Annotated in this window: 23 protein-coding genes and 1 tRNA gene; 16 read left to right on the forward strand and 8 right to left on the reverse strand. The window is 37.2% G+C overall.

Annotated features, from left to right (window positions below; all coding sequences use genetic code 11):
• Positions 1–127: 127 nt before the first annotated feature.
• Positions 128–442, reverse strand: a complete 315-nt coding sequence (locus MTZ49_RS15210) for a chaperone modulator CbpM (RefSeq protein WP_264746298.1) — start codon at positions 440–442, stop codon at positions 128–130.
• A complete protein-coding gene (locus MTZ49_RS15215) occupies positions 442–1425 on the reverse strand; it encodes a DnaJ C-terminal domain-containing protein (RefSeq protein ID WP_264746299.1) in 984 nt (327 codons plus the stop codon). The genes MTZ49_RS15210 and MTZ49_RS15215 overlap by 1 nt, the downstream gene beginning before the upstream one ends.
• A gap of 297 nt (positions 1426–1722) precedes the next feature.
• Between MTZ49_RS15215 and MTZ49_RS15220 the strand changes: the two genes are divergently transcribed.
• The 3 genes from MTZ49_RS15220 (at position 1723) to MTZ49_RS15230 (ending at position 3062) form a co-directional block, all read left to right on the forward strand.
• Positions 1723–2274 (forward strand): hypothetical protein, encoded by a 552-nt coding sequence (locus tag MTZ49_RS15220; protein WP_264746300.1) that lies wholly within the window; start codon positions 1723–1725, stop codon positions 2272–2274.
• 106 nt (positions 2275–2380) lie between these two features.
• Positions 2381–2842: a GTP pyrophosphokinase gene (locus MTZ49_RS15225; RefSeq protein ID WP_264746301.1), complete on the forward strand. Its 462-nt coding sequence runs from the start codon at positions 2381–2383 to the stop codon at positions 2840–2842.
• Positions 2843–2987: 145 nt separating this feature from the next.
• A tRNA-Cys gene (locus MTZ49_RS15230) sits at positions 2988–3062 on the forward strand.
• A 322-nt stretch (positions 3063–3384) separates the two neighbouring features.
• On the opposite strand, the gene MTZ49_RS15235 is transcribed toward MTZ49_RS15230, so the two are convergent.
• The 5 genes from MTZ49_RS15235 to MTZ49_RS15255 all read right to left on the reverse strand — a co-directional run bounded on the left by MTZ49_RS15235 (position 3385) and on the right by MTZ49_RS15255 (position 7305).
• Positions 3385–3684, reverse strand: coding sequence for a hypothetical protein (locus MTZ49_RS15235; RefSeq protein ID WP_264746302.1), 300 nt, complete (start codon positions 3682–3684; stop codon positions 3385–3387).
• A gap of 178 nt (positions 3685–3862) precedes the next feature.
• The gene (locus MTZ49_RS15240; protein WP_264746303.1) at positions 3863–4087 is read right to left on the reverse strand and encodes a hypothetical protein; all 225 of its coding nucleotides are present in this window, start codon (positions 4085–4087) and stop codon (positions 3863–3865) included.
• 39 nt (positions 4088–4126) lie between these two features.
• Positions 4127–4558 (reverse strand): hypothetical protein, encoded by a 432-nt coding sequence (locus MTZ49_RS15245; protein WP_264746304.1) that lies wholly within the window; start codon positions 4556–4558, stop codon positions 4127–4129.
• Positions 4559–4563: 5 nt separating this feature from the next.
• The gene (locus MTZ49_RS15250; RefSeq protein ID WP_264746305.1) at positions 4564–5127 is read right to left on the reverse strand and encodes a hypothetical protein; all 564 of its coding nucleotides are present in this window, start codon (positions 5125–5127) and stop codon (positions 4564–4566) included.
• Between the two features lie 471 nt (positions 5128–5598).
• On the reverse strand, positions 5599–7305 hold the full coding sequence (locus tag MTZ49_RS15255) for an FAD-dependent oxidoreductase (protein ID WP_264746306.1): 1707 nt from the start codon (positions 7303–7305) through the stop codon (positions 5599–5601).
• 182 nt (positions 7306–7487) lie between these two features.
• Between MTZ49_RS15255 and MTZ49_RS15260 the strand changes: the two genes are divergently transcribed.
• The 4 genes from MTZ49_RS15260 (at position 7488) to MTZ49_RS15275 (ending at position 12408) form a co-directional block, all read left to right on the forward strand.
• The gene (locus MTZ49_RS15260) at positions 7488–9200 is read left to right on the forward strand and encodes an FAD-dependent oxidoreductase (protein ID WP_264746307.1); all 1713 of its coding nucleotides are present in this window, start codon (positions 7488–7490) and stop codon (positions 9198–9200) included.
• 64 nt (positions 9201–9264) lie between these two features.
• Positions 9265–10068, forward strand: a complete 804-nt coding sequence (locus tag MTZ49_RS15265) for an IclR family transcriptional regulator (RefSeq protein WP_264746308.1) — start codon at positions 9265–9267, stop codon at positions 10066–10068.
• Positions 10069–10082: 14 nt separating this feature from the next.
• Positions 10083–10898: a sugar phosphate isomerase/epimerase family protein gene (locus MTZ49_RS15270; protein WP_264746309.1), complete on the forward strand. Its 816-nt coding sequence runs from the start codon at positions 10083–10085 to the stop codon at positions 10896–10898.
• Between the two features lie 244 nt (positions 10899–11142).
• The gene (locus MTZ49_RS15275) at positions 11143–12408 is read left to right on the forward strand and encodes an OprD family porin (protein ID WP_264746310.1); all 1266 of its coding nucleotides are present in this window, start codon (positions 11143–11145) and stop codon (positions 12406–12408) included.
• Between the two features lie 46 nt (positions 12409–12454).
• Here the strand turns inward: MTZ49_RS15275 and MTZ49_RS15280 are convergent, their stop codons facing one another.
• Entirely contained in the window at positions 12455–13360 is a 906-nt protein-coding gene (locus MTZ49_RS15280) for a LysR family transcriptional regulator (protein WP_264746311.1), read from the reverse strand.
• Positions 13361–13495: 135 nt separating this feature from the next.
• Here MTZ49_RS15280 and MTZ49_RS15285 point away from each other — a divergent pair, with 135 nt between their 5' ends.
• The 9 genes from MTZ49_RS15285 to aroQ all read left to right on the forward strand — a co-directional run bounded on the left by MTZ49_RS15285 (position 13496) and on the right by aroQ (position 21345).
• Entirely contained in the window at positions 13496–14620 is a 1125-nt protein-coding gene (locus MTZ49_RS15285; RefSeq protein WP_264746312.1) for a 4-oxalomesaconate tautomerase, read from the forward strand.
• A 33-nt stretch (positions 14621–14653) separates the two neighbouring features.
• On the forward strand, positions 14654–15685 hold the full coding sequence (locus tag MTZ49_RS15290; RefSeq protein WP_264746313.1) for an amidohydrolase family protein: 1032 nt from the start codon (positions 14654–14656) through the stop codon (positions 15683–15685).
• A 2-nt stretch (positions 15686–15687) separates the two neighbouring features.
• Positions 15688–16386, forward strand: coding sequence for a 4-carboxy-4-hydroxy-2-oxoadipate aldolase/oxaloacetate decarboxylase (gene ligK, locus MTZ49_RS15295; protein ID WP_264746314.1), 699 nt, complete (start codon positions 15688–15690; stop codon positions 16384–16386).
• An 11-nt stretch (positions 16387–16397) separates the two neighbouring features.
• Positions 16398–17318, forward strand: coding sequence for an amidohydrolase family protein (locus MTZ49_RS15300; RefSeq protein ID WP_264746315.1), 921 nt, complete (start codon positions 16398–16400; stop codon positions 17316–17318).
• A 26-nt stretch (positions 17319–17344) separates the two neighbouring features.
• Positions 17345–17728 carry a protocatechuate 4,5-dioxygenase subunit alpha gene (ligA, locus tag MTZ49_RS15305; RefSeq protein ID WP_264746316.1) on the forward strand — a complete coding sequence of 128 codons (384 nt, stop codon included), beginning with the start codon at positions 17345–17347 and terminating at the stop codon, positions 17726–17728.
• 1 nt (position 17729) lies between these two features.
• Complete coding sequence (locus MTZ49_RS15310) at positions 17730–18581, forward strand: class III extradiol dioxygenase subunit beta (RefSeq protein WP_264746317.1); 852 nt, start codon at positions 17730–17732, stop codon at positions 18579–18581.
• Positions 18582–18593: 12 nt separating this feature from the next.
• On the forward strand, positions 18594–19550 hold the full coding sequence (locus MTZ49_RS15315; protein ID WP_264746318.1) for a Gfo/Idh/MocA family oxidoreductase: 957 nt from the start codon (positions 18594–18596) through the stop codon (positions 19548–19550).
• Positions 19551–19560: 10 nt separating this feature from the next.
• Complete coding sequence (locus MTZ49_RS15320) at positions 19561–20559, forward strand: aldo/keto reductase (RefSeq protein WP_264746319.1); 999 nt, start codon at positions 19561–19563, stop codon at positions 20557–20559.
• Positions 20560–20898: 339 nt separating this feature from the next.
• A complete protein-coding gene (gene aroQ, locus MTZ49_RS15325; protein ID WP_264746320.1) occupies positions 20899–21345 on the forward strand; it encodes a type II 3-dehydroquinate dehydratase in 447 nt (148 codons plus the stop codon).
• Positions 21346–21347 lie beyond the last annotated feature (2 nt).

Consider the following 21347-nt stretch of genomic DNA (forward strand, 5'->3'; position numbering starts at 1 on the left):
AACTCGTCTCTAAACTTAGGATAAAAACCAATGCTTAGTTTACCTGAAAATACCTAATAACGGAAAAATATGAACCTTTTTTTTGTTTCAAACAAGATAACTTATCAACTAACAATCAGTTAATATTTTAAATCAACTTAATTTGAGCTAGCTCTAACCGTTTTAAGCGCTGTTTCAAGTATTCATTATCAGAATGTAATTGATCTATTTGCTCTAGCAAGTTAATAGCTAATGCAGTAGCTGTCCAATCAAGTTCTAAATCACGCTGTAAACGTACTGCTTTTCTAACCAGTGCTAATGCCTGTGTATCAAACACCCACTCTGCAATAGAATCACCCTCAGGCTCTACAATACCATGCTCTACAATTTCAATTAGACAATGTTCAGAAATATGAATAGCTTGGCATAACTCTCGCACATCATAAACAATGACAGTAACCATTACTTTTTACCCCCTGCACGTGGATCAAAAGAGTTTTTAGCGGCCAGTTCTTGCCATAAAGCCTTAGATTCCGCATTTAAAGTCGGAGGCATAACTATTTTCAACATCACATATAAATCGCCAGCTTCCCCATCTTTCTTCTTAGGTAAACCTTTGCCTTTAACCCTAAATTTTTGACCTGCTTGGCTATTTTCAGGAATATTAATATTAACTTTACCTGCTAATGTAGGAATAGCCACTTTAGCACCCAATGCAGCCTCCCAAGGTGTTATTGGTAGCGATAAAGTCAGATCATAGTCTTTAACATCAAAATCAGGGTGAGGAGCAAATTTAATAATTAAATACAAATCCCCATTAGCTGCTCCTCCAATACCAGGTGCGCCCTGTCCTTTTAAACGGATACGTTCACCTGACACAACACCCTTAGGAATTTTCATATTTAAGTTCTTGGTAATATCGGCTTGACGCTGGCCATTAGTATCATAACTAGGTACTCTATAACTAATAGCTTTTGAGTCACCAGAAACAACTTCCTCTAAAAAGACGGGTAACTCTAACTCAATATCTCGCCCCGCTCGTTTAAAAGAAAATCCTGAACCACCTGCATTAGCATGTGCACCGCTTGCACGACGACCTGCTCCAAAAATGGACTCAAAGAAATCTGAGAAATCCCCCATCTCTCCATCTGTTTCAAAATGGAAACCACCATTGCCCGCACCTGCTTGTGATTGCCAATTAGGTGGCACCTCAAAATTACCACCATGCTGTGCATATTGGCGCAACTGATCAAACTCAGCGCGTTTTTCTGGATTTTTTAATACATCATAGGCTTCAGCGACTTCCTTAAACTTATCCTCTGCTCCTGCCTCTTTATTTACATCAGGATGATACTGCCGTGCTAGCTTACGATAAGCAGCCTTAATCGTCTTATCGTCAGCAGTAGGCTCTACTCCTAATACTTTATAATAATCAATAAATTGCATATCAGTAATAACCCTCAAGTTTTTTAATTAAATGGGTACTACACGCCTACTATTCAAGGGCAACCATACAATATCACCCTTAATATACTATTACATTAAGACAATAGAATAAGCCGTTTGTTTACAATAAATGATTATCTATAGCAGATCATTAAAATAACTCTCTTAAATATCCTCTAAAAACTTTTAACATCTTGTTAAATCAAAGCAATCACTATGACCATCGTCTAACTTACTTAATAGCTGATTATTTATATCATAAAGGCAACTTATTATTAATTAACTGAGGTTCTTCTTATGAAAAAAATATTGTTAGGTGGATTAGTATTATTGGCTTTAGCAGGTTGTGATGATGGTAAAAAAGATACCGCTACAACACCTCAAAACACCTCAACAACTTCTGAAAATCTTAAAGAAGCAGCTAATAATGTCAAAGACGCAGCTGCTGCTAAAACTGAGCAAGCTAAAAAGGCTACTGCAGAAAAATGGGATGAAGCCAAACAAACAACTTCCGATAAATGGGAAGAAGCTAAGCAATCTACTTCTGAAACATGGGATGATGCTAAAAAATCTGCCTCTGAAAATACTGATAAAGTAATGAATGAAGCCTCTGACAAGTGGGATAATGCTAAACAAGCCACCGCTGAAGAATGGGAAAAAGCTAAAAAATCTGCTGCAGAAACCAAAGATGAAATCAGCAAAGATGCTTCTGAACAATGGGAAAAAGCTAAGCAGTCTGCTAGTGATACTAAAGACAGCCTAGAAGCTAAAATGCAAGAAAAATCTGAACAATTAAAAGATAGCACAGAACAAACAAAACAAGACGCACAAACTGAAACGAATCAATAAACACCTAATAAGCCGTACTTATTAATAAAGTACGGCTTTATTTTATTCATCTCATTGCTAGAACCATATATAATCAACAACTCCCTATAATCTGTTGATTATTAATATGCCAATCTCAAACACAAACTCAAAATACCTAGCAGAAGCACTTGATATAGCCTTTAATGCTCATAAAGGGCAAACTGATAAAGCAGGTCAACCCTATATCCTACACCCTCTGCGTTTAATGTTCTCACTAGAGGATGACAAGTCAAAAATCGTTGCCTTATTACATGATGTAATAGAAGACACTACCATAACGATAGAAGATTTAAAAAATAAAGGATTTCCACAGGATATTATAGAAGCTATTGAAGCTCTCACTAAACAGCCTAATGAAACATACCAAGAATTTATTGAAAGAGTTAGCAATAATGAACTAGCCAAAACAGTAAAAATAGCTGACTTAAAAGACAATATGAACCTAACACGACTTACAGAGCTTTCCAATAAAGATATAGAGCGAATAGAGAAATATCATAAAAGCCTAAATTATTTACAAAATCACAAACCAAATTCACTATCATAATTGTTAGCTTAAATGCTATAACAAAGTCTTTTTAGCATAAATAATCACTATGCTTCAAAGGTAGAATGATGATATAAAAACAAAAAAATAATTTGGAAATAATTTGACAGTTTTTAACCTGAAAGCTAGAATAGCCGACTCTTATGGCCGGGTGGCAGAATGGCTTATGCAGCGGATTGCAAATCCGTCTATGCCGGTTCGATTCCGACCCCGGCCTCCATATCCAAAGCCTAGTTAATTAATTTAACTAGGCTTTTTTATTAATCAAAGTAATATATACCCCGATTTATAGCTCTATTTCGATTTGCTGTAAGATCAAATTAAATAAATTTTAGTTTTTAATTACACAGATAAAACAAAACCTTTACCTTATTCAGTACGCTCAAATACCCTCGCAGGTATTTTCTTGGCTAAACCTTTCTGAATCATTGTCTCTTTGTATTCTTGATAAAGCTGTTTAATCTTAGGAGAGCCTCCTTCCAAAATTGCCCAGTATGCATCGGCTAAGTTAAATTTAGCTACTATTCTATTTGGATATTTTGTTAATATTTTTCTAAAATCAGAGCACTAGCAGTGGGATTTTCTTTTTCTAAATAAAATGCTAAATCATTAAGAATTACCAAATTCTCATCATTTAAAAGTGTTGAATAAGAAACAGCATCGAATATATCAACATCCTTGATAGCTACATTGATCTTGCCGCTATTGTATAAAGATATTCTCTTTTCTAATCTTTCGTTGATATCTTTCTGAACTCTTGATTCTGTTAATTCTTTGTATGGGTCTACACTACCTAAAGCAAAACAACATTCTACATATGTTACTTCTAATGATGGGATCAATATATCATTAGCAGGATCAGGTCTTTCTCCAGTTATTATTTTTGTTAAAATCCAGTCTTGTTTTTCAAGCGACCATTTATATAATTCTATATAGATCTACCCTTGCACACGATAATATGTGCTATCTAACTCTAAGTATCCTTTTTTATAACTCCGATAAACAGTTGGGATTTTATCTTCATCTACTGGCTTCATAATGTAAGACTTTTTTTTTATCAATGGAAGAAAGCCACATCTTTAAATGTAACGTATTATCTACTGTTTCTTCTTGAAATTTATCATTAATTCCATCCTCATCATAATCATCCTCTAAAGAGAAACTAAAAGAAATTAATGGGAATACAAAGAAAAAGGTGATTATAAATACTATATTTTTTATTTTAATCAATTTATCCTCTTTCATGAACATATGCTATTAATGGTAAATGTTATTTTATAACTTCTAGTTCAAACAACTTCCTTTTTCATGTGCTTCCTCTAATGCTTCCTTAAGTATGTCATAAGACTCTTTTGATTTTTCTAATTCTTCATCTCCCAAAGTACCACGTACAGGTTCACCATGTAAAAAGTACATATTCCTAGAAACTTCTAATACATAAAAAATATTTTTACTATCTTCATAGATAGGTTGAGAATAACGAATATCTTTATCACTTATATATAGGTATTTATCTTTTTTTATAATAGAGATACTTCTTTTACCTATTTCTCCCATAATATCTAATGTTAAATTTCCTGACATTGTTGTCGTACATTCTATACCAGCTCCTTCTGTAGATTTAATTGATTCTATTTGAACTTCTTCTCCGCTAGTAACCATTGTTATCAGAATTAAAATAGTAAGTAATATACACTTGCAATTTAATATACACATAAAAGCTACTTCTTATCTAACCTAGCACAACCCTTAACAATTTTTCCTCGATAATTGATAAATACTTCAAAAGTAGATGTTTCATCGGTAACACTAATATCACAGGTTGTATCCCACCAAAGTTTTCTAATTAGCCCATAAACTTCATGATCTTTTGATTGAAACATTAATAAAAAAACACCATCTAAAGGTTTTTTATCCATTTCTGTTTTGATAGCTAATTCTTGTTCTTTTTCACCATGTATTGATATGTTTAATTTGTTTTCAGAAATAGTGGCATTCCAGAATGGTTCAGATCCATCAGCATGAAATATTAGGCCACTTTTGATTATTTTTTCAAAAAACTCTTCGGGTGTTAATTGACCACTTTGTTGCTGTAACTTACTATTTTCAATCCACTCTATTTTATTATTTTTCAAATCTAACCATTTTTTTTGATTTTCTTCGACACTACCTAAAAATAGATATTCTTTACCTGAAGACTCATCTATAAATATTTCTTTTGCAAAGAATAAATGAGATGTAAAAAAATATAAAAACAGACTAACAATAATTTTAACTTTTTTCATAATCAACTTCTCCGCTATTTATGTGGGTTGCCTTCTAAGACAGGAGGCCAAGAATTTTTATCTGTACCCCATAATACGGTCAAGTCTAGCAATGACCTAGATTAATTGAGATCTAATCGTACAACTCACTTGCAAAAGAGAGAGCCACCCGTTTTGATAAAGGTGTCGAAACTTTAATCAGAACAAAAGGAGTAACTCTCATGTTACATGCTAACAATCCAATCATTAAACATAAAGTAGGTCTTTTAAACTTAGCATTGACATTGTTCATATCTCATATAGCTTTATTGTTTTTCTTGCGTTACTAAAATTCTCAGTAAATACCTTTTTAAAATAAGATAATTGGATTGTAGAAATCTGCTTAAACTAACGAGAAAAAATCAGGTTAACTAAAGGCATAACACAATCATAAATAATTTCACTATCCGTTATCGTATACTTATCAATAAGTAAGACTGTATCACTCCAAAACTACTCATTAGTATAAGGTGTTTTATTTGCTATATGACAAGCAGCCACATAACCAAAGGTCATGGCAGGACCTAAATTAATTCCACCTGTTGGATAATATCCTCCCATTATACTGGCCATATCTGTTCCTACTGCATATAGTCCCTCTATTGGCTGCCCTATTTTATTTAGCACCCTTGCATGCTCATCTGTTTTCAAGCCGGCAAAGGTGCCAAAACTACCTGGTAATACTTTAATTGCATAGAACGGGCCTTTATCAAGTGGAGCTAAACTAGGATTAGGCTGATGGTCGGGATCACCCATTTTTCTATTATAAGCTGTACCACCTCTGCCATATTCAGGATCTTTGCCTTCTTTAGCGTGTAAATTAAACTCATCGATGGTTTGGCGTAAGACCTTTGGATCAATATCACATAGTCTGGCTAAGCCTTCAATAGTATCAGCTTTCTTTAAGTAACCTGATTCAAGCCAAGGCTTAGTTGAAAAAGGAAACGGTCTAGTCATTCCAAAACCGTAGCGGCGCTGGCATTCATGACTACAAATCAACCATGAGAATACCTCTTGATTAGCAGGTGTCTTACTATCCATAGCCGCAGTATAATCATAATAGCCGTCAGCTTCGTTAACAAACCGTTTACCATTATGCATCACCGCTATAACCCCTGGTTTACCTCGATCAATAATATGTGGGAAATGACCTACTGTACCATCCTTATAAGGTACTAATGACACAGGACACCAAGCTACTGGCGAAGCTAGATCAGTGGCTACTTCAGCTCCCACCTGTTCCGCCATATTAAGCCCATCTCCGGTATTAGTAGTAGGTGGTAATGGCCAATGTGCTAAGGGATCCTTCATATGGGGAAACATGGCGGCACGACGTTTAATATCATAAGAAAAACCACCTGCTGCAAGGATAACACCTTTGCTAACATGAATAGTTTCTTCACCTAATTCGGTACTCACGATAGCACCTACCACTTTACCATTTTCTTCAATTAATTGTTTTGCTGGTGTTGAAACTCGAATAGTTACGCCTAAATCCTCAGCTGACTTTGCTAATCTAGCAATTAATGCTGAACCGTTTACAAATTGCATAGTTCTGCCATAAATTAGCCAATCCAAAGCATGTAGCCCCAATCTCTTAGCCACGTAGAACGCAGCAGAAATGGAGCGTGTTGCTTTTAAAAAACTCCATAAATCCTTACCTGCCATAATAGGCATTCCCAGAAATCCTGTTTCCCATTTAGGAGGTAACATTTTTTTGACTAACTTTCCCATTTTACGACCATGATAAGGGGCAGCAATTACCGACCTGCCGCCATCCTTAGCACCAGCAGTATGACCGTGAATATCAGCAATTTTATTACCGTCTTCAAATTGAAGTAGGGTATTGTTAGCAAAAAAATCCACCATCGCAGGGGCAGACTTTAAAAACATGTCTACTCGCTTTGGGTCGAATTTATCTTTAAGTTCATTTTGTAAAAATAGCCGTGGCTGTTCGATATCTTCAATGATACCCGCAGCACGTGCTAGTGAATTGCGTGGCACCCACATCCAGCCACCAGACCAACAGGTAGCACCACCAAACAAATGTGACTTTTCAATTAAAATTACTTTTTGTCCATGCCAAGCGGCGGTTACTGCTGCCGAAAAACCAGCAGCTCCACCACCTATCACCAACACATCACAATAGTTTTGTTTCATATTTACGCCTTTCTTATTGATATTAGTTGCTACAAATTCGTAATTAAAAAATAAGTTGTATACCTTTTAAAAAAATGGAATACTGTTCCAGTTTTCTAAAATAGCATATATTTTTTTGTTTTGGCAATTACAAATAAAGCTTTTAAACCGTTAATCAAAATAATCACAATAGCGAGTTAATTATGAATGCATGGGACAATCTAAATAATAATGATGAATACGATATAGTTGTGATAGGTGCAGGTGGCGCAGGTATGTCTGCCGCAGTATTCGCTACCATGAAAGGCGCAAAAGTATTGTTAGTAGAGCGTACCGAATATGTAGGTGGAACTACCGCTTTTTCTGCAGGCACTACTTGGATACCCAACACCCATCATGCTGCAAGTGTTGGTGCCTTTAATGACACAAAAGATAAAGCTAAGCATTATTTAAATATTGTTATTGGTGAAAAAGCTGACCAAGCTATGCTAGATGCTTTCTTAGATGCTGGCCCAATAGCTGTTGAGGAGATTGAGCAAAATTCCTCTGTTCGTTATAGAGCGCGTCCTTTTCATCCTGACTATCAATCAGAAGAACAAGATTCTACGTTATGCGGCCGTGCTCTCGAACCATTACCTTTTGATGGTAGATTACTCGGTCAGCGATTTAAGTTAGTTCGTCCTCCTATCCCAGAATTTACTGTCTTAGGCGGAATGATGATTGATAGAGATGATATAACGCAACTACTAAATTTAACTAAAAATATTAAGTCATTCTGTTATTCCACTAAATTATTAGCTCGTCATGTAATGGATAAGCTGAGATATCCACGAGGTACTCGCTTAGTAATGGGTAATGCACTAATTGCCTCGCTACTTTATTCACTGGATAAAAGACAAGTACCAATCCTATTAGAAACTGAGATGACCCAGTTACTTACAGATGAACAGGGAATCTCTGGTGTTGAGTTAACCCACCAAGGTAACACTAAGAAAATTAAGGTAAAAGGCGGCGTTATTCTAGCTTCGGGCGGGTTTAATCGAAATATTGAAAGACGTAAACACTTAGCTCCTACTATTGATATAAACTGGTGTCCAGGCGCACCCGGCCATACTGCTCAAGCCCATGTTGTAGCAGAAAAGTTAGGCGCTGTATATGGTGACATTAATGGCCCTACTAATTGTTTTTGGGCGCCTGTATCAACCCGTAAAAGAGCAGATAACAGTATTGCCGTATTCCCACACTTTATTTTAGATAGAGGTAAGCCGGGGATGATTACTCTAAATCAACGAGGGGAGCGTTTTGTAAATGAATCAACCTCATATCACCGATTTGGTCTAGCACAACAAACAACAAACTCTATCCCTAGTTATTTGATTACAGACACAGAAGGTTTACGTAAATATGGTCTAGGTATGGTTCGCCCTGGTGGTAAAAAACTACAGCCTTTTCTGGCGGATGGTTATTTAATTCAAGGTAATACTATCGCAGAACTCGCACGCAAACTTGGTATAGATCCAGCTAAAACTGCACAAAGCATAGCGCAAATGAATGAATATGCGAAAACAGGTAACGATTTACAGTTCGCAAGAGGTACTACCGATTATCAACGAGCAAATGGAGATGCTTTTAATAAACCTAATCCTAACTTAGGAACTATTACGCAGCCTCCCTTTTATGCAGTAAGACTCTATCCCGGAGATATTGGTGCTTGCACAGGTTTTGCTACAAATACTAACGCTCAAGTGTTAAATGCTAATAAACAAGTAATCAATAAACTTTATGCAGTAGGTAATGATATGCAATCGATTATGGGCGGAACTTATCCAGGCCCTGGAATTACACTGGGTCCAGGTTTAGCCTTTGCTTGGATTGCAGCCAACCATGCAGTACAAAGTAGTGCAAAAAATAGCTAGATAAGTTATAAAGTAGAAAACTATTCCAAATAAATTAGATTATTTACTTACTATACAGAAAAATATGTCAACTAAAATTATTAATCGCGCACTGTCTTTACTCGAATTATTGGCGAGCCAACCAGTAGGGCTAGCTTTAACAGAAATAGCAGAACGGCTAGAAATGCCCAAAAGTGCCACTCATAGGTTACTTGCAGATTTAATGGAACACAGTTATGTCCAACTTAATGATGATACTAAGTATTATCAACTTACTCTAAAACTAACCCAATTAGGCTTTCAGCGGCTGGCTGTAGATAATATTTTTCAGGTGGTACAACCACTACTTAATGAGCTAGCAACTATCAGTGGTGAACTGGTTCGATTAAGTTTAATCGATACTAACAAGCTAATATTTGTGGCTAAAGCGCAAGGTGCTACAGATGCATTGAGAATAGACAGCGATATGGGCAATGAAGCACGCTTAGCGTTCTCTGCTTCAGGGTTGGCTTGGTTATCAACGTTAGATGATGCAACAGCTATTGAATTGATACAATTACAACAACAGCGTTATCTACAAAAGGGTGAAAAACCTACCCCCTTTAATATTGAACTGCTTTACCAACAATTAGCTATTGTACGAGAACAACAACACGCACGCTTTCAAAACAGTATGGGGTTAGGTACAGCAGCTATGGCAGCTCCTGTTTTTGAAACTAATACTCATAGAGCCTTGGGTGTTATCAGTATTGCAGGTCCTAGCGTTAGGCTCACAGAAAAACACATGGATCAATTATTTACCCCATTGCTTAAAACAACACAAATGCTTTCTTCCCTATCCTTAGGGATCAGTTATCCTAGTAAATACTACTCATCTATAAATAGCTAAAGGAAAAAATAAAAATGCGAAAACTATCATTAGCTGCATTAACTGTACTCGAATTAACGCCACCTGAAATGATCGATTGCGCTCAACAAGCTGGCTATGACTGCGTTGGCTTACGCTTAATCCCTGCCACACCTAATGAGCCTGCGTATGATTTTAAAGGCGACACCCCTATTAGGCGTGAATGTCTTGCTCGGCTTAAGCAAAGTGATGTAAAAGTAGAAGATATTGAAATTTTACGAATTACTGAGCATGTCGATATTCAAGCCTTTGAAGCAATATTTGAAACCGCCAAATTACTCGGTGCAAGAAGTGCCTTAGTAGCAGCAGATGATAAAAATGAAACACGCTTAATAGATAACTTAGGACTATTAGCTGAACTAAGCGCTCAATACGATATTTTACCTCATGTCGAATTTATGCCTTGGTTATCTACTGCTACCTTAAAAGATGCAGTGACCTTAGTTAATAAAGTTAACCAAAGCAACTTATCAGTATTAGTAGATTCTATACATTTCCACCGCTCCCATAGCAATACGGCTGACTGGTCAAGTTATAGAGGAACTATGCCTAGGTATATTCAGTTATGTGATGTGCCTACTAAAGAAGTTAAAAATATGGATGAAATTATTACTCAAGCAAGATCACAACGCAAAGCACCGGGCGAAGGATATATCACAAACTTAGCCGATATAATAAGCATGCTACCCACAGAAACCGCTATTTCTCTTGAAATACCCGAAAAAGACCGAGCCAATGAACCTGCACTAACCAGAGCAAAACGACTTCATCATATCGCTACAACTTGGTTAGCAGAACATCACCTTGGTTAACCAATAAGTCTACACAAGCAATTTATTAAATATCTCTTCTCGTCAAATGCTCACTATTTCCTAATGATAGTGAGCTCTTCTCTATTTTTTATTTCTATTACCAGATAATAAGCCAAACAGTGTAACCATTATTGTTATAACAGATAGTGCAATGCTGCCATATTCGACTGATCTAGTCTGTGCTAAATTCAAATTATCAAAATAATAAACATCTTAAATTGTAAAACTAATTGATAGAGTCGCTATGAATAAAAATTATTATGCTTCTTTTAAAAATACAGTTACTACTGTTTTATTACTAAGTACAAGTCAAGTCTATAGTTATGCGGAAGGTTTTTGGGAGGATGCTGATGCAACCTTAACCTTACGTAATTATTACTTTACTCGTAACTTTCCTAAAAATGAAAGCTCACAAAATAAATCAAAAGCATGGACACAGAGTTTCATATTCGATTTTAAATCTGGTTATACGCAAGGAGCCATGGGTTTTGGTTTAGATGTACTGGGGCTTTCATCCTTTAAATTAGATGCAGGTAAAGGTTCTGGAAAAACCTCCATGTTACCGATTCATGATGATGGCAAACCTGCGCGTGAATATGGTCGTTTAGCAGCAGCTGGTAAATTTAAACTATCGAAAACAGAGTTAAAGGTAGGCGAATGGGTAACCACTTTACCCATTTTACGCGCTGATGATGGACGCTCGTTACCACAAACTTTTCAAGGTGCACAGCTTACCTCTAACCAATGGCAAAATACCACCCTATATGCAGGCCAGATGCGAGGTACTAGCTTAAGAAACGATGCAAGTATGGAAGATATGTTTTACCACTCAGGTAAAGGCAAATTCGCTGCTTCAGATAGGTTTAATTTTTCAGGCATAGAATACAATTTTAATGACAATAAAAGCCAAGCAGGTGCATGGTTTGCTCAATTAAAAGATGTTTACAAACAAGGTTATTTTAGCTTTAAACATGAACAACAATTAGGTAGTTGGCAGTTACGAGCCAATACAGGCTACTTTATTGGTAAAGAAGATGGTAATAAAAAAGCAGGTGAACTAGATAATAAAGTGTTGTTTGGTTTATTTTCTGCTCACTATAATCATCACACTTTCTATGTAGGGTTACAACGTTTAACGGGTGATAGTGCTTGGATGAGAGTAACTGGCTCAAGTGGCGGTACACTAGCCAACGATAGTTTTGCTAATAGCTACGACAACCCTCAAGAAAAATCATGGCAACTACGTTATGACTATAATTTTACAGGCCTAGGCATTACAGGTTTAACCATGATGCATCGCTATTTTAAAGGCAGTAATGTACATACATTACGCACCAGTAATGGTAGAGAGTGGGGGCGAGAATCAGAACTTGCCTATACTTTTCAACAGGGTGCACTTAAAAATTTATCGATTAAATGGCGCTTTAATACTCTAAGACAGAGTTGGAATAAAGACGGCAATTTTGATGAGCACCGTATTATTTTTAACTACCCTATCAGCTTTCTATAAAACAACAAAATTAATCAAATAGTCAGCTAATTAATAGGCTATCTAGTCAATATTTAGCTTGGCAAAGCTGCTCAATAATACTCTTCATAGTCTTTTGGGTTTGAGTCATAATCCTTTTATTAGAAACCGCTATAAATAGTTTATTCATCAGTGTTGGCGAGGTAATAGGATAAGCCACTAAGGCATCTTTATAAGTGACTAATTCCAAAGTACGGGCAGATAATATCGCATAACCCATTTTCTCGTAAACCAACTCTAAAATAGTATTAACACTATTCATTTCCAACACAATATCAGGTTTACAACCGATTTTAGCCATTTCAGTTTCAACAAGAGATCGATAAGAGTTGGGATGGCTGGGTAAAATTAGCGGTAACTTTGCTACTTCCTCTAGAGTAAAAATTTGTTGTTTAATACCGTTATCATCAAGCGGAGCGATTAAGCATAAATCCTCATCTCCTAAAGGAGCCACCTCTAAATCAGCAGCAAGAGTCGAACTATGCAGTAATCCGATATCAATCTTTCCCGTTAAAATACCTTCTTCAATCGTAGAAGTTAATGCCTCAATAATTATCAAATTGGCTTTAGGTAGTGCTTGTTTAAACTGTTTAGTAATAGGTACAGCTAATAACTTAGCCATAGTTGGTGGTAAACCTATCGTAACCTTCCCTGTTAATTGACCACTGGTTAACTCTTCATAAGTGCGCTCTATTTGATGCATAATGCCATAAGCATGCTCTAATAATATTTTACCGTTATCAGTTAAGGTCACACCTCGCCCATTGCGCACTAATAAGTTTTGCCTTAAATCCACCTCTAAACGTCTAATCTGCCTACTTAACATCGATTGAGCAATATCTAAATGATTAGCCGCTTTAGTAAAACTACCAAACTCAGCAACATGGATAAAATACTTTAATTGTTTTAAGTCCAAGGGTAACTCTTTCTTCATCAGCCACTCTCCATAATTTATGATTATTTTTCAGCTATGCTAATTTGTCATATCTAGTAGTTTTTTTTTCATATTTATCATAATAGATGAATTGCCTAACATAGTCACTATTAATATAAAAAGAAGAGTAAAGCTATGGAACAACAAATTCGCATACCTTGCTGCTTAATGCGTGGTGGTACTTCTAAAGGCCCATTTTTTAATCAAGCAGATTTGCCAGCTGATATAAAACAACGCAATAAAGTTTTATTAGCCGCTATGGGTTCACCTGATAAACGACAAATTGATGGTTTAGGTGGAGCTCATCCATTAACCAGTAAAGTAGGCATAGTCGCTAAGTGTGAAGCAAATACACAAGGAGCTGAACTTTCTTTTTTATTTGCACAGCTACAGCCTGATAACTCTACCGTTAACACTGAACCTAACTGCGGCAATATGTTGGCAGCAGTTGTGCCTTATGCGCTAGAAACTGGCTTAATCACTGCTCATCAAGGTGAAACGACCGTCCGCGTATTAACTGAAAATACAGGAATGCTCAGCGATATCACCATACAAACACCTAACGGACAGATCACTTATGAAGGTAGCTGTAAAATCGATGGCGTCCCTGGTACTAGCGCACCTATTAAAATTAGTTTTTTAGATACAGCAGGTTCAGTATGTAGCAGCTTATTGCCTACCGGAAACTATGCAGATACTTTTGACATCCCCAATATAGGAAAATTAGAAGTTACCTGTATCGATAACGGCATGCCAATGATTCTAATCAAAGCCACTGATCTTAACTGCACAGGGCAAGAATCAGTGACTGAATTAAATGAAAATAAAACGCTAAAAGAACAATTAGAAACATTACGCTTAAAAGCCTCAGAAAAAATGGGTTTAGGTGATGTTAGCCAAAAAAACTATCCCAAAATGTGCCTACTTTCTGAAGCAACTCAAGGTGGGGCAATTAATACTCGTTGTTTTATCCCACACGTTTGCCATGATGCGATTGGTGTGTTAGCCGCAGTTACTGTAGCCACTGCGTGTGTACTACCAAATACAGTTGCTACAAAAATCTATCAACCAGCCATCAATCAAAAAACACATCATCAGTTATCTATTGAGCACCCTAGCGGTGAATTTAGTGTTGAACTAGAAGTAGCAGTGGATTCGCAAGGTAATCCAGCAGTACAAAAAGCGGCCTTATTAAGGACTGCACGACTAATAATGCAAGGAGAAATTTGCCTGCTTGCTAGTCGCGTTCAAGCAAAATAAAAAAATAATGAATAGCCATTAAAGGAGTGCTATATGAGTTTAGTTATTGATTGTCATGGTCACTATACTACTGCCCCTGAAGCTTTAAATCAGTGGCGTAATCAGCAAATCGCAAGTGTTTCCTCCTCAACAGAGAAACCTAACGTAGCTGATCTAAAAATCAGTGATGATGATATTCGTCAAACCATTACAGAAAATCAGCTACGATTAATGGATGACAGAGGGTCTGACATAACTATCTTCTCCCCTCGCGCCAGCTTTATGGCGCATCATATTGGTGATTTTCAAGTCTCTTCAACATGGGCAGCTATCTGTAATGAGTTATGTTATCGGGTATCACAACTATTTCCTGATCGCTTTGTGCCTGCTGCTATGCTTCCACAATCTCCAGGTGTACCCATAGAAACCTGTATCCCCGAGCTTGAAAAGTGCGTTAATGAATATGGCAATGTAGGGATTAACTTAAATCCTGATCCATCAGGTGGTTTATGGACCTCCCCTGCCTTATCTGATCGCTATTGGTATCCGCTTTATGAAAAAATGGTGGAGTATGATATTCCTGCCATGGTACATGTCAGCACTTGTTGCCATGATAAGTTTCATACCACTGGCGATCACTATCTAAATGCCGATACCACGGCCTTTATGCAGTTTTTAAAGAGCGATTTATTTAAAGATTTCCCTACCATAAAATTCTTAATACCACATGGCGGTGGCGCTGTACCTTATCACTGGGGACGTTTCCGTGGTTTAGCACAGGCACTAAAACAACCAGAAATTGAAGAAACCTTATTAAATAATATCTTCTTCGATACCTGTGTTTACCATCAAGACGGTATAGATTTACTCACCAAAGTAGTTCCCACTAAAAATATTCTATTTGCCTCCGAAATGATTGGCGCGGTGCGTGGCATAGACTCAAGAACAGGTCATTATTTTGATGACACTAAGCGCTACATTGATGGAGCAAATATCAGTGCTGAACAGCGTCACCAAATATTTGAGGGTAATGCTCGTCGAGTATTCACACGCTTAGATAAAAAATTACGTACTAAGGGGCTATAAATATGTCATTAGAATTATTTAATCAACTCGGTGTAGTAAAACGTAATATCCAACGTGCCGATCCAAAAGCGGTTGAAATATTATCAAACTACAGTAGCTCTACAATTCATGAAGCAATGGGACGAGTGGGCTTAATGAAATCTTACATGCGTCCTATTTATCCACAAGCCAAGGTTTGTGGCACAGCAGTTACCGTATTACTCCAACCCGGTGACAATTGGATGATGCATGTTGCTGCCGAACAAATCCGTGAAGGTGATGTAGTGGTAGCAGGTTGTACCACAGATAATGGTGATGGCTTTTTTGGTGATCTATTAGCCACTTCGTTCCGCGCGCAAGGTGCCAAAGGACTTATTATTGATGGTGGCGTACGTGATATTGCTGACTTAACAGAAATGCAATTCCCCGTATTTAGTAAAGCTATCTATGGCAAGGGCACTATTAAAGCTACCTTAGGTTCAGTAAATATCCCTATCATTTGTGCTGGCATGCTTGTAGAAGCTGGCGATGTAGTGATAGCGGATATTGATGGTGTAGTGGTAGTGCCTGCTGCAAAAGCAATGCAAGTGGCTCAAGCTGCACAAAAAAGATCAGACAATGAAGACGATAAGCGGAGTTTATTCGCCAACGGTACATTAGGTCTCGATTACTACAACATGCGTGAGCCGCTAGCACAAGCCGGCTTAAAATATATCGACTAAAGGAGCTTACAATGCAGCAACTAGAAGTTACCAAAGGCTGGTTACCTTTTTATAATAAGCCAAGTAAACCTCATTTTAAGTTACCTGAGGGTGCGGTCGATGCGCATTGCCATGTATTTGGCCCGCATGACAAATTTCCTTATGCACCAGAGCGTAAATACACACCTTGTGATGCCCCCAAAGAAGCATTATTCGCACTACGTGATCACTTAGGTTTTTCACGTAACGTAATCGTACAAGCCACTTGTCATGGTACTGATAATCGAGCATTAGTAGACGCATTAGAAGCGTCAAATGATTTGGCTCGTGGCATAGCCTCTATCAAACTTGATATTACAGATGAAGAACTATTAAAATTACACCAAGCAGGTGTGCGCGGTGTTAGATTTAACTTTGTTAAACGCTTGGTAGATTTTCTACCTAAAGAACAATTAGAAATCATTGCAAAACGCATTGCACCATTAGACTGGCATATTGTGGTTTATTTTGAAGCTGAAGACTTACCTGATTTATGGGATTTCTTTACCTCATTACCTACTATTGTAGTAGTCGACCATATGGGACGTCCTGATGTAAGCAAACCAGTAGACGGTCCTGAGTTTAGCTTGTTCGTTAAATTAATGCGTGATAATCCAAATATTTGGAGCAAAGTTTCCTGCCCAGAGCGTTTGAGTATAACAGGGCCAAGAGCCTTAAGCGGAGAACAAAATGCTTATCAAGATGTAGCTCCCTTTGCTCGTTACTTGGTAGAACAATTCCCTAATAGAGTATTATTCGGTACTGACTGGCCTCACCCTAATCTAAAAGATCATATGCCTGATGATGGTTTATTGGTTGATTATATAAGGCAAATTGCACCAACGGCTGATTTACAAAAACAATTATTAGTTGATAATCCTATGCGCTTATATTGGCCTGAAGTTGCAGGATAACTACCTATAAAATAAGGAGAATAATAATGAGCCTCGATAAACCTTATAAAAACATTCATGGCACTACTATTTTTGATGCAGACCAATCACGCTTGGGCTACCATCTAAATCAGTTTTGTATGTCTCTAATGAAAGCAGAAAACCGCTTACGCTTTAAAAATAATGAGCGAGCCTATCTAGATGAGTGGCCTATGACTGAACAGCAAAAGCAAGCAGTGATCGCCCGAGACTTAAATCGTTGTTTGGCATTAGGAGGCAATATTTATTTCCTAGCCAAAATAGGAGCTACCGATGGGCTATCGTTTCAACAAATGGCTGGCAGCATGACTGGAATGACCGAACAAGAATACCGCGACATGATGATTGCAGGTGGACGCAAACCTGTGCCAAAACATGCATTAGGAGAATAATATGGCTAAAATTACTGCAAGTGTTTATACCTCTCATGTTCCTGCTATAGGTACCGCTTTAGATTTAGGAAAAGATAAAGAACCCTACTGGCAGAAAGTCTTTAGTGGTTATGATTTTTCTAAACAATGGCAGAAAGAAAATAAACCTGATGTTATTTTTTTGATTTATAACGATCATGCCAATGCTTTTAGCTTAAGTTTAATTCCTACCTTTGCTTTAGGTACAGCAGCTGAGTTCCCTATTGCTGATGAAGGCTGGGGACCTAGACCTGTACCCACTGTAAAAGGACACCCAGAACTAGCATCACATATTGGCCAATCATTAATTCAAAATGATTTTGACTTAACCATTGCCAATGAGCTCCCTGTTGATCATGGTTTAACTGTCCCCTTATCATTAATGTTTGGAGATGTTGAAGAGTGGCCCTGTAAGGTTATTCCATTGCATGTAAATGTGGTGCAATATCCAGTTCCTTCAGGTGCTCGCTGTTTTGCTTTAGGGCAAGCCATTAGAGAAGCGGTTGAGTCATTTGATGAGGACTTAAATGTGCATATCTGGGGTACTGGTGGAATGAGCCACCAACTACAAGGCGCACGTGCTGGCTTAATCAATGAACCTTGGGATAATTGTTTTTTAGATGAACTTATTGAAGACCCCGAACGCTTATCTAAAATGCCTCATTTGGAATATGTTGAAGAAGCAGGCTCGGAAGGTATTGAGTTAGTTATGTGGTTAGTAGCACGCGGAGCGATGAACTTAACTAAAAAACCACGTATTGCGCATCGTTTCTATCACGTTCCAGCCTCTAATACAGCAGTAGGTCATTTAATTTTAGAAAATGAGCCTGCCTAATAGGAGAACACCATGAAACAAATTAAAGTAGCTTTAGTTGGTACAGGAGCCTTTGGCATTAAGCACTTAGATGCTATTAAAAATATTGATGATGCAGAAGTAGTAGCTCTAGTTAGTAGTAAAATTGACTCCGTTAAAAAAATAGCAGAAGAATATGCCGTTGAGCATTATTCAAACAATTTGGATGATGTTCTAAAAATGCCAGAAGTGGATTGCGTTATATTATGTACTCCTACCCACTTACATGCTGAGCAAACACTAAAATGCCTACAAGCAGGTAAACATGTTGAGGTTGAAATACCATTAGCTGATAACTTAGCTGCGGCAGAACAAGTGCTCAAGGTACAACAACAAACAAATTTAGTGGCTATGGTTGGTCATACTCGCCGGTTTAATCCCTCACATCAATGGATTCATCAGCAAGTTAAACAGAACAAGTTTCACATCCAACAAATGGATGTACAAACTTATTTTTTCCGTCGCACCAATATTAACGCCTTAGGTCAACCTCGCTCATGGACAGACCATTTGCTTTGGCATCATGCCGCTCACACCGTAGACTTATTCCAGTATCAAACTGGCTCAAAAGTAGTTAAAGCAAATGCCATTCAAGGGCCTATTAATCCTGAGCTTGGCATCGCTATGGATATGTCTATTCAGTTATTAGCAGAAAATGGCGCTATTTGTACCTTATCACTCTCCTTTAATAATGATGGACCAATAGGTACATTTTTCCGTTATATTGGTGACACAGGTACTTATATCGCTCGTTATGACGATTTAGTCAACGGTAAAGAAGAAAAAATTGATTTAACTAAAGTAGCTGTATCCCCCAATGGCATTGAATTACAAGATCGTGAATTCTTCACAGCCATTCGTGAAGGCCGCGAACCTAACTCAAGTGTAGCGCAAGTAATAAATTGCTATCGAGTACTAGCTGATTTAGAAAAACAACTAAATAATCTATAAGAGGTTGCTAATGTTGCAAACCAGAAAATTAGCAGGTAAAGAAGTCATGAGTATTGGCCTAGGCTGTATGAACTTAAGCCATGCTTATAATCATCCCTTGCCTGAAAAGGAAGCAAAGGCATTAATTGATAAAGCATTAGATTTAGGTGTTAACCACTTCGACACAGCCACCTTATATGGTTTTGGCGCTAATGAAAATTTATTAGGCACTTCTAGCTTAAAGGCTAAACGTTCACAAATCTTTTTAGCCAGCAAATGTGGTATGGCGGGTGTTAATGGTAAACGGGTTATTGATGGCAGACCTGCAACTATAAAAGCACAATGTAATGAAAGCTTAAAGCGACTAGCTACCGATCATCTCGACTTGTATTACCTACATCGAAGAGACTTTACAGTACCTATCGAAGAGAGTGTAGGAGCCTTAGCCGATTTAGTTAAAGAAGGAAAAATACGAGCAATAGGTTTATCAGAGGTATCAGCCAATACTTTACAACAAGCTCATGCTATACATCCTATTGCAGCTGTGCAAAATGAATACTCATTATGGAGCCGTAATCCTGAATTAGGTTTACTTGAAACGTGCAAAAAACTGAAGGTTGCCTTAGTAGCTTTTAGCCCCGTGGCTAGAGGCTTTTTAGCATCATCAATAAATCTTCATAGTTTACCAAAAAATGACATACGTCTTGCTATGCCACGCTTTCAAGAACCACAATGGTCACATAACCAACAACTTTTTAAGCAATTCGCCCAAATTGCTCAACAAGCTAATTGTTCACCAGCACAACTTGCTCTGTATTGGTTACTACGGCAAAGCGATTGGGTAATTCCTATACCTGGCACTACTAATATTAATCATTTACAAGAAAACATTGCAACAATCAACTTAGACATAGCTGATGATATTCTAACGCAAGTAACGCAGTTAATTAATCAACAAACAGTACAAGGCAATCGTTATCCTAAAGCAACTCTTGCTGAAATTGATACCGAATCATTCAGTGAAGAATAAGCTAACTCATAGCTGACTTATTTTAAACATTTCATACCAATCCTCACTCTTTAAGCTTCACCGATCATGTTTACTAAACATGGTGAAGCTTCTTTTTTATTACCAATATTCACCATAATCATTAAAAATCAATTAATACACTATTAAACAATAGATTAGACCATTAGCTAATACTATTTATTTAGCCATTCGCCACAACGCTTAAAATCACAACTATCCGTAACAGTGTGACTGTTTTTGTTATAACTGATAGAACCAGCAATAGGTATTTTACCTTTAAATTCTGTGTTAAATTCAAAAACATAAATAAAGATCAAAATAATAAAGACGAGAAATAATATGACAAAAGTAGCAAATATACTGCTGATCAATGGCCCCAATCTCAACTTGTTAGGATTAAGAGAACCTAATACTTATGGAAAGCAAACTCTGCCTGAGTTAATTGCACACTTAGAACAGGTTGCTAAAACACTACAAATCAATATAAGTCATACTCAACATAATGGTGAAGGGCAAATTGTTGATGCAATTCATGCTGCTAAAGAAACACAACAAGGCATCATAATTAATGCAGGAGCTTACACTCATACCAGTATTGCTATCCGTGATGCACTTGCAGGAGTGACTATCCCGTTCATTGAAGTACATATCTCGAATGTCTATAAGCGTGAACCTTTCCGCCATTACTCCTATTTATCAGATCAAGCAATCGGAGTGATTGCTGGTTTAGGAGTTTATGGTTACGAAGCCGCCTTAAATTTTTTCAATCAGTATTTTATGGAGTAAGA

Source organism: Entomomonas sp. E2T0, assembly GCF_025985425.1.
Classification (GTDB): domain Bacteria; phylum Pseudomonadota; class Gammaproteobacteria; order Pseudomonadales; family Pseudomonadaceae; genus Entomomonas.

Bases quoted from the DNA above. Each gene is read 5' to 3' on its own strand.
- MTZ49_RS15255 (WP_264746306.1), bottom strand. From the start codon at position 7,305: ATGAAACAAAACTATTGTGATGTGTTGGTGATAGGTGGTGGAGCTGCT.
- MTZ49_RS15290 (WP_264746313.1), top strand. From the start codon at position 14,654: ATGAGTTTAGTTATTGATTGTCATGGTCACTATACTACTGCCCCTGAA.
- MTZ49_RS15315 (WP_264746318.1), top strand. From the start codon at position 18,594: ATGAAACAAATTAAAGTAGCTTTAGTTGGTACAGGAGCCTTTGGCATT.
- MTZ49_RS15300 (WP_264746315.1), top strand. From the start codon at position 16,398: ATGCAGCAACTAGAAGTTACCAAAGGCTGGTTACCTTTTTATAATAAG.
- ligA (WP_264746316.1), top strand. From the start codon at position 17,345: ATGAGCCTCGATAAACCTTATAAAAACATTCATGGCACTACTATTTTT.
- MTZ49_RS15270 (WP_264746309.1), top strand. From the start codon at position 10,083: ATGCGAAAACTATCATTAGCTGCATTAACTGTACTCGAATTAACGCCA.
- MTZ49_RS15225 (WP_264746301.1), top strand. From the start codon at position 2,381: ATGCCAATCTCAAACACAAACTCAAAATACCTAGCAGAAGCACTTGAT.
- ligK (WP_264746314.1), top strand. From the start codon at position 15,688: ATGTCATTAGAATTATTTAATCAACTCGGTGTAGTAAAACGTAATATC.
- MTZ49_RS15210 (WP_264746298.1), bottom strand. From the start codon at position 442: ATGGTTACTGTCATTGTTTATGATGTGCGAGAGTTATGCCAAGCTATT.
- MTZ49_RS15280 (WP_264746311.1), bottom strand. From the start codon at position 13,360: ATGAAGAAAGAGTTACCCTTGGACTTAAAACAATTAAAGTATTTTATC.
- MTZ49_RS15320 (WP_264746319.1), top strand. From the start codon at position 19,561: ATGTTGCAAACCAGAAAATTAGCAGGTAAAGAAGTCATGAGTATTGGC.
- MTZ49_RS15275 (WP_264746310.1), top strand. From the start codon at position 11,143: ATGAATAAAAATTATTATGCTTCTTTTAAAAATACAGTTACTACTGTT.
- MTZ49_RS15260 (WP_264746307.1), top strand. From the start codon at position 7,488: ATGAATGCATGGGACAATCTAAATAATAATGATGAATACGATATAGTT.
- MTZ49_RS15265 (WP_264746308.1), top strand. From the start codon at position 9,265: ATGTCAACTAAAATTATTAATCGCGCACTGTCTTTACTCGAATTATTG.
- MTZ49_RS15245 (WP_264746304.1), bottom strand. From the start codon at position 4,558: ATGTGTATATTAAATTGCAAGTGTATATTACTTACTATTTTAATTCTG.
- MTZ49_RS15240 (WP_264746303.1), bottom strand. From the start codon at position 4,087: ATGAAAGAGGATAAATTGATTAAAATAAAAAATATAGTATTTATAATC.
- MTZ49_RS15215 (WP_264746299.1), bottom strand. From the start codon at position 1,425: ATGCAATTTATTGATTATTATAAAGTATTAGGAGTAGAGCCTACTGCT.
- MTZ49_RS15250 (WP_264746305.1), bottom strand. From the start codon at position 5,127: ATGAAAAAAGTTAAAATTATTGTTAGTCTGTTTTTATATTTTTTTACA.
- MTZ49_RS15285 (WP_264746312.1), top strand. From the start codon at position 13,496: ATGGAACAACAAATTCGCATACCTTGCTGCTTAATGCGTGGTGGTACT.
- MTZ49_RS15310 (WP_264746317.1), top strand. From the start codon at position 17,730: ATGGCTAAAATTACTGCAAGTGTTTATACCTCTCATGTTCCTGCTATA.
- aroQ (WP_264746320.1), top strand. From the start codon at position 20,899: ATGACAAAAGTAGCAAATATACTGCTGATCAATGGCCCCAATCTCAAC.
- MTZ49_RS15220 (WP_264746300.1), top strand. From the start codon at position 1,723: ATGAAAAAAATATTGTTAGGTGGATTAGTATTATTGGCTTTAGCAGGT.